The sequence below is a fragment of the Ideonella sp. P3_A4 genome (assembly GCF_056403075.1).
This window is the reverse complement of the sequence record NZ_JBFUGE010000848.1, coordinates 1-2,149: the sequence shown is the minus strand read 5'-3', so window position 1 is coordinate 2,149 and position 2,149 is coordinate 1. Positions and strand designations below refer to the sequence as shown.

Genomic DNA, 2,149 nt, shown 5'->3' with positions numbered 1-2,149 from the left:
GGCGGCGTCCAGGTCGTCGGCCAGGATGAAGACGATGTTCGGCGCCTTGGCGCCGGCCGAGCCGAGCAAAGCCAAGCCCAGCACCGCGGCCTGCAAGCCGCGGGCGATGATGTTGCCCATGGGGGTCCCCTCAGGAAGCTAGTTGTTGCCGGTGGCAGGGCGCCGCCGGTTCGGGCGAAATTCTCCCGACAATTCATGACCGCGCAGCGGCATTCACCTCACGAACAGGTAACTGACTGTCAACGTAACCCGTTGGCAGGCACCACGCTGTTGCGGGGCTGCATTCGCGGCCATCGGATGCTCAGGGGGCGCGGAGTTCGGCCTGACGCAGGGCTTCACTCGACGCGCCGGCCAGGGCGTCCAGCCATGCCGCCAGGCGTGCCTTCTGACTCTCTTTCGCGGCCTCGTAGCGGTTGCGAAGTTGTCGCGGGTCCTTGGCGTTGTCGTAGAGCTCGAATTCGCCATTGAGGTAGGCGACATAGGTGAAGTCGTCGGCCAATCGCAGGCCGGTGAACATCGGAATGTCGACGGCTTGCGTGTCGAACGGATCCGGCGGTTCGAGCAGCCCGTTCAGTGGCGCAAGGGCGCCGCCGACTTCGCCATGGGACAGCATCAGCGCCTGCCGCCATGGCCCGTGGGCCACGCCACGCAGCATCGGCACGAGCGAGCGGCCGTCGACCCAGCTCGGCAAGGTGGCGCCACCGATCTCGGCGAAGGTCGAGGCGTAGTCGACGTTGGCCGTGAGATCGCCGACGGTGGCGGCGACCGGCACGCCCGGGCCGCGCACGCTGAGCGGGATGTGCAGGTCTTCCTCGAAGGCGGTCATCTTGCCGGAGGCGAGCCGGTGTTCACCCTGGTGAAAGCCGTTGTCGGAGGTGAAGAAGACGTAGGTGTTGTCGAGTTGGCCGAGAGACTGCAGCGTGTCGATGATGCGCTTGACCATCTCGTCGACGGCCAGCAGCGATTGCCGGCGCTTGCGGTATTCCTGGTCGAGCGTGGCGATCTCGGTTTCGCCTAGCAACGGCGCGTTACGCACCCAGCCGGGCTTGTCGCCGACATCGGGCTCGTTGAATGAGGTGGTGCGGGGCGCCTGGGCCTCGGGCAGCGCGTTGACGTGGCGCGGCGCCGGCGTGGCGGGCAGGTGTGGTGCGTAGGACGCGACGTAGGCAAAGAAGGGCTGGTCGGGGTGTTGCTCGACCGAGCGGCGGATGAAATCGACGGTCTTGTCCGAGATCACGTCGGTCAGGTAGTCGGCATCGGCATGGCCGTAGCTGACCGTTTGCCCGTTCTCGTTGAGGTTGTAGTCGAACTCGGTGTACGGGCTGCCGCCGTTCGGGCTGTACCACTCCGTCCAGCCGGGCGGAATGTAGGTGGTCGACGGCGCCGTGTGCGGGTAGCCGTTGAGGTACTTGCCGATCAGCGCGGTGCGGTAACCCGCGTCTTGTAGCCAGGTGGCGACTGTCGACGACTCCAGGCCCTTCGAGTAGGCGCCCTCGAAGCCGCCGTTAGGGGCGTTGTTGCCGTAGATCGTGCTGTTGTGGGCGAACTGCCCCCGCAACGTCGACACGCGCGACGGGCAGCACAGCGACACGTTGACGTAGTGACGCTGGAAGTTCGTGCCTTGGTCGGTGACCAGGGCCTTGACCTGCGCCATCTTGGCCGCGGCGGCCGCGTCCAGGTCGTCGGTCAGGATGAAAACAATATTGGGCGGCTTGGCCGCAAATGCGGTGCTGGACACAGCCAGCAAGCAGCCCAGCAAGAGGCGGCTGCCTCGCTGCAGAAACGACGTCATCTAACCCCCTGAGTAGGTGCACGCGGCTGCTTGATGCAGCCGTCTTCGAGGGAAGTTTGCGGGCCTTGCGCGGCGGGCGCAAGGCTGATGGTTATGCGCCGAACGATGGTTTCAACCAGTCACTCAGCACATCGGCTGTCTGTGCTCGCCGATCACTTGGGCGGGCGCAGCTCGGCTTGGCGCAACGCCTCTCCTGAGGCGCCGGCGATGGCCTCCAGCCAGGCCGCCATCTGCGTCTTCTGGTGCTCGTTCGCCGTTTCGTATTGGCTGCGCAGCTGCTTGGGGTCTCGGGTGTTTTGGTACAACTCCTGTTCGCCAGTGGCGTAGGCGACGTACGTGTACCCGTCGGCTGTTCTC

The 2,149-nt window shown here is 65.6% G+C and carries 2 protein-coding genes; both read right to left on the bottom strand.

Features of this window, described 5'->3' with window-relative positions; translation table 11 throughout:
- Positions 1-301: 301 nt before the first annotated feature.
- Positions 302-1,792, bottom strand: coding sequence for a sulfatase family protein (locus AC1DYI_RS33560; protein ID WP_477208435.1), 1,491 nt, complete (start codon positions 1,790-1,792; stop codon positions 302-304).
- Positions 1,793-1,944: 152 nt separating this feature from the next.
- Positions 1,945-2,149, bottom strand: a 205-nt coding sequence (locus AC1DYI_RS33555; protein WP_477208434.1) for a hypothetical protein, incomplete at its 5' end; no start/stop codon positions are given.